Annotated in this window: 6 protein-coding genes; 2 read left to right on the plus strand and 4 right to left on the minus strand. The window is 35.3% G+C overall.

The window, feature by feature from the left end; all coding sequences use genetic code 11:
• Positions 1-31: 31 nt before the first annotated feature.
• The 3 genes from V7659_RS23865 to V7659_RS23875 all read right to left on the minus strand — a co-directional run bounded on the left by V7659_RS23865 (position 32) and on the right by V7659_RS23875 (position 2174).
• Positions 32-571 carry a hypothetical protein gene (locus V7659_RS23865; RefSeq protein WP_335542641.1) on the minus strand — a complete coding sequence of 180 codons (540 nt, stop codon included), beginning with the start codon at positions 569-571 and terminating at the stop codon, positions 32-34.
• 636 nt (positions 572-1207) lie between these two features.
• On the minus strand, positions 1208-1504 hold the full coding sequence (locus V7659_RS23870) for a putative quinol monooxygenase (RefSeq protein ID WP_283873209.1): 297 nt from the start codon (positions 1502-1504) through the stop codon (positions 1208-1210).
• Positions 1505-1535: 31 nt separating this feature from the next.
• Positions 1536-2174, minus strand: a complete 639-nt coding sequence (locus V7659_RS23875; RefSeq protein WP_283879513.1) for a nitroreductase family protein — start codon at positions 2172-2174, stop codon at positions 1536-1538.
• A gap of 233 nt (positions 2175-2407) precedes the next feature.
• Here V7659_RS23875 and V7659_RS23880 point away from each other — a divergent pair, with 233 nt between their 5' ends.
• Entirely contained in the window at positions 2408-3064 is a 657-nt protein-coding gene (locus V7659_RS23880; RefSeq protein ID WP_283873208.1) for a TetR/AcrR family transcriptional regulator, read from the plus strand.
• 221 nt (positions 3065-3285) lie between these two features.
• Here V7659_RS23880 and V7659_RS23885 read toward each other — a convergent pair whose 3' ends face one another.
• Positions 3286-3549 (minus strand): hypothetical protein, encoded by a 264-nt coding sequence (locus V7659_RS23885; protein ID WP_335542642.1) that lies wholly within the window; start codon positions 3547-3549, stop codon positions 3286-3288.
• A 343-nt stretch (positions 3550-3892) separates the two neighbouring features.
• Here V7659_RS23885 and V7659_RS23890 point away from each other — a divergent pair, with 343 nt between their 5' ends.
• Positions 3893-5128 (plus strand): IS110 family transposase, encoded by a 1236-nt coding sequence (locus tag V7659_RS23890; protein ID WP_335542643.1) that lies wholly within the window; start codon positions 3893-3895, stop codon positions 5126-5128.
• Positions 5129-5241: the final 113 nt, after the last annotated feature.

Genomic DNA, 5241 nt, shown 5'->3' on the forward strand with positions numbered 1-5241 from the left:
AAAGACCTTAGATGCAGCCCGTTCTTCCAGTTCAATTTCCGTGCCAACGATGCCAAACACTTTTAAAATATCCCGATAATACCCCTTCTCCTTGAAATCTATCTTCAAGAACAGCGTGAACCTGCTGATATTCATCTTTATGTTTACCGTAAGTATTGGGAAGGCACCCCAAATAAGAATATTTATAAATCGGATCATTGGGACAAAGTTCGTATGCCCGCTTTAACATCAAATTTCCTTTTTCTTCCCAAGACTCGTAGTCACCAAAGTAATATGGGAAAAGTGAAATCATATAACCAAAACACCAGAGAAAATCCTCGTTAGTCATAAAATTAGCCAATCCAAAATCCGTAACCTGACGTAACACAGTCTCTAATTCATCAAAATCCACACCTTTAATATCCAAGGGACCCTCTTCTGCTAGTACATACCAGCAAAAGAACCCAAGGCGAATAACAGTTTTTAATTCACCACGATTTTGGTTCCAACTTTTTATGAGGATAGCTTTTGCTTCATTCCATTTGCCTTGGCTTTCTAGTATATCAACTTCAGTCCACTCCCAATCGATCACAGCGATCACACCACCTATCTTGGATATTCTTTAAACAGTAAAAGCGATCCTTCGCTGTTGAAGCATCGCACCCGTTACTTTAAGTGTAAATCTTCACAATCTTATAGCGTAAATACAACTCCCTTCTAATTATATGAAAGGAAATTTTATTAAGTCGAGCACTAAAGAACATATTCAATAGTATTTCCACGTTTTTCCTTTATTTTTTGTAGGGGAAATTAACAAAAAGTTCATATTCATCCGGAAAAAGTGAAAGCTTATTACATATTGCAACTAGCGATTAAATTTTCTTCAGAGTATTATCTGGGCGTTTTATTTGCATAAAAATTATACGCATTGCCTTTTATACATTTTTACTGGATATAATATAGCGGGCAACGGTAATATGGAGTGGTTCGTTTATTGATTAGTTTGCTTGGGATTAACAGTGGGATTCCATTATAAGAATGCTTTTTTTGGTAGCTGCCTTATTGCCAATTTTAGTCCCTTTTCTAAAAAAGCGGGGATATTTAATTAAAATCAAAATAAGCCTATTCAAGATTTAATGCTCTTGAGTAGGCTTGTTTGCTTTTTGGAAAAAAACCTTATTTACTTATGATACGGTTCACCATTTCATTCTATTTAAGAGTCCGAAATCTATAATTTTAATAGCTGCCCCTCAAATGCTTTAACCTCTAAGGGGGCAGTCAAAAAGTCCTTTGCATTTGCTACGAACTTGGTAAAGTGCTCGCTTGAGTTATGATTGGAAACAGCTTGCATATCCTGCCAAACTTCCACCATCGTAAATACATTTTCGTTTTCTGTATCTTTTTGAAGGCGATATGAAATATTTCCGTTTTCTTCTCTTGAGGCGGTAATTAACGGCTGAATTTCCTCTAGAAACAAATCCTGTTTCGCTGGATTTATATGGAATGTTGCATGAATAATAATCATCGAACGTCAATCCCTTCTTATTTAAATTTCATTACTTCCATTGCGCTACTTGATCAATAGGCAGACGAACTGATGGATGTCCGTTATCTGCTGCTTTACCAATAGAGATTAACATAACCGGAACATAACGATCTTTATCCAATCCAAATGCTTCTGCAATTTTGTCTTTTTCAAATCCGCCGATTGGATTTGTATCGTATCCATAAGCGCGGGCAGCAAGCATGAACTGCATGGATACAAGACCGCCATCTACTAAAACAATATCTTCCATAGCTTCTCGTGAAATCGTTTCAAAATAGCCTGAAAAGGAAGCGTGAATACCTTCTTTTACTTCTAAAGGCATAAATCCCTTCTCTACAGCTGCACCGTAAATTTCTTCAAATTTCTCAAAATTTTTCAAATCACCAAATACAGCAATAACTGCTGATGAGGTTTCAACTTGAGTTTGGTTAAAACGTGCCAGTGGGGCAAGTGTTGCTTTTGCCTCAGGACTTTCAATCACAAGAAAGCGCCATGGCTGCATATTAACAGAAGAAGGAGCACGTGTTGCTAATGTAAGAATTTCTGTCATTTCTTCATGGCTGATTTTTACGGATTTATCATAATTTTTAATGGAACGGCGTTCTGTCACAATTTTATTAAAATTATTCGTTATTTGTGTTGTAGTCATAGAAGTCATTGTTATATTCTCCTCTTTTCGTTATAAGTGTTGTTTATAATATTTGAGTTCTTTAAATACTTTTATTCATTTTAGACAAAAATATTGTAAAGTGTCTAAAATATTAACTGCCTATAACCTTACTCCACTTTCTTTTAGTTGTAAACTGAAAAGAATTGGAATATCAGAATTTGAATGAACACCATTGGATTATGATATAATTTCCTGATAAAGGGAGTGGTAGTTTGAGAAAAATTGCACCTGAAGAAAGACAGATGATGAGAAAAGCCTATGTAAAAAAGTTAATCCATGTCGTTCGGACTCAAGGATTCCTTTCCCTTACCATTCAAGATATCGCAAAAACGATGAATTTAAGCCGGGCTTCTTTGTATAACTACTTTTCTTCGAAGGAAGACATAATTATGGAGCTGACTAATCTCTGTATTGATTATATAAATGAAGCTGGTCAAACCATTTCCAATGAAGAGTTATCTTATCCACTTCGTTTCAAAAAAGTGTTTGAACAAGCTGTTTTTTCAGCTGTCTATGCTTCAGATATTTATTTGTCTGATTTAAAAACAAGCTGTAGACATCTTTATGAAAAAAAGATGCAATCAAGAAAAGAACAACTTTCTGCCATTCATACCTTTTATCGAAATGGCATGAAAGCAGAAGTTTTTAATCAATTGAATCCCTCAATCTTAATTATTCAGGATGAAACTGTACTAGGGAAATTGGTGAATACAGCCTTTTTAGTGGAAGAAGAATTGTCATTGAAACAGGCTATATTCGATTATTATGTAGCGAAGAAAACCCAGGTCCTAAACCCCGAGTACTTGCAAAGCACTGAAAATGAAGATATTAATGCAATGGTAGAAAACATCCTCAAAAAACTGGTATAGCTAGCTTTTTTATGTTTTATAGAACTAGGGGTAGTACCAGCGAAGCTGTCACACATGCAATAAGGAAATATCAAAAATAATTTATTAATTTTAATACTTCAAACACGTATACCCCCATCCTGTTTTAGATGGGGGTAAAATAAAGTAGTTAATTTTTTTATAAGGATGCTTTAACAATAAAATCGTTTTAAAATCTAAGTTTTATTTCACAATCGCACCCGTTACTTTAATAAGCCTTTACTAAATAAAGGGGCATCTGGAAACAAAAGCATAAAAACTGCTGATAGAAAAACTATTCCTGATACACCCATATACACTTTAGACATAGCATTGTTTTGTTTACGTTCAACAATTCCTAGCAGTAGAAAGAGTATCCCTAAAAGTATTGCTATAATTGGATTTCCTACAAAGACATTAGTAAAAAAACGTAAAATAAATAACAAATAAATTAAAGAAAGGCACACCACTTTTATTACTTTTTGCATAATATTTCCTTCCATATCTCTTTTTATATTTTAGTGTTTATGGATACCAACTTTTTATTCTTTCTTCTTCAACTATCCTGCCCCGTTCGTATTATAAGGTTAACCAGAATGCTAAATATTTCTGGTTGACCTTATTTATTTTGGTCTTATTATATCAGTAGCCAGGGTAGAACGTAACTGCCCGTGGGGCAATGACCCCGTCAGCTAAACGGTTCGCCCCCTACTTGTAGAAACATGATTGAGGCTGGTTGGGACTTAGATCTCGTATAACAAGCGAAGCTGTGACACTGCATGGAGGATTAGGGGTTACTGGCAAATTACTAGTTTAGGAGGAGATTTTAGAATGAATCCAGTCATTGGTCTGGATGTTTCAAAAGGAGAAAGTCAAGTTCAGGCATTTTTAGATAAAGGCAAACCATACCGTAAGAGTTTTAAAGTTTCTCATACTATAGAAGGTCTTGATTTACTTTTAGAGTTTCTGGAGGTGGTTATGAGAGAAACTGGTAAGAAACCGCCTATTGTTCTAGAAGCGACAGGACATTATCATTCCTCTGTTGTTCAATACTTGGAGGACCGTGGGTATTTATTGATCATCATTAATCCATTGATTTCTTATAAGGCTAAAAGTTCAAGTCTTCGAAAAGTAAAGACAGATGCGATAGATGCTTACCATCTCTGCGAGCTGTTTTATAAAGAGGATTTAGAGCCGTATAAGAAGCGTGGTGTGCAGCTATTAAACCTTCGGAATCTTACAAGGCAGCACGAAAATATTACTGGTGTATTGATTCAAACAAAGTTACAATTTCAAGCCATTCTGGACCAGGTCTTTCCTGAATATAGAGGGGTTTTTGGCGACTTATATTCAGTAGTATCACTGTTAACTCTTTCAGAGTTTCCCTCATCTGAAGATATATTAGAGGCAAGTGTTGAAACCATAGCTGACAAAATCGCTCAATTATGTAAAAGCCGTTCATACAGATGGGCTAATGAAAAAGCTGTTCAACTCAAAGCTGCCGCAGACCGAAATCCTTTTGAAAGGACTTTGTATCAGAGTCATATTTTGAGTCTTGGTATGTATATAAACATCATTCTTCAATACAAAGAGCACCTATCCAAGTTAGAGTCTGAGATAGATGCCCTCGCTAAAGAAGTTGAAGAATATAATATTATCAAATCTATCCCTGGTATAGGTGAAAAGATCGCTGCAACGATCATTTCAGAAATCGGGGAGATAGACAGATTTACTGATCCTAAAAAACTCGTAGCTTTCGCTGGAGTTGATCCTAGTGTATTCGAATCCGGTAAGTTTACAGCCACCAAAAATCGAATCACAAAAAGAGGATCCAGTAGGCTTCGTCACGCCTTATATATGGCTGTGCGTTGTGCAATACGTGACTGTCGTAAGAGCAAAACAAGCGATGAAATCATTCCTCGAAATAAGAAATTACGAGAGTTCTATGATAAGAAACGTGATGAAGGAAAACCTTTTAAAGTAGCTGTAATCGCTTGTGTAAATAAACTCTTACATTGGATATTTGCCCTTTTAAAGAACAGAACAACTTTCCAAGATATAGCTTAGAGCCTAAATCTAACTAAATAAAACAAAACCTTCCAAAATCAGAATAACGGAAGGTTATTTAGCATGCACATTTTTAGTATAGCATGAGATATTTTAAGTTTTTATTGAAAAAT

The organism is Neobacillus drentensis (genome assembly GCF_036966985.1).
Classification (GTDB): Bacteria; Bacillota; Bacilli; order Bacillales; family Cytobacillaceae; genus Neobacillus; species Neobacillus drentensis_E.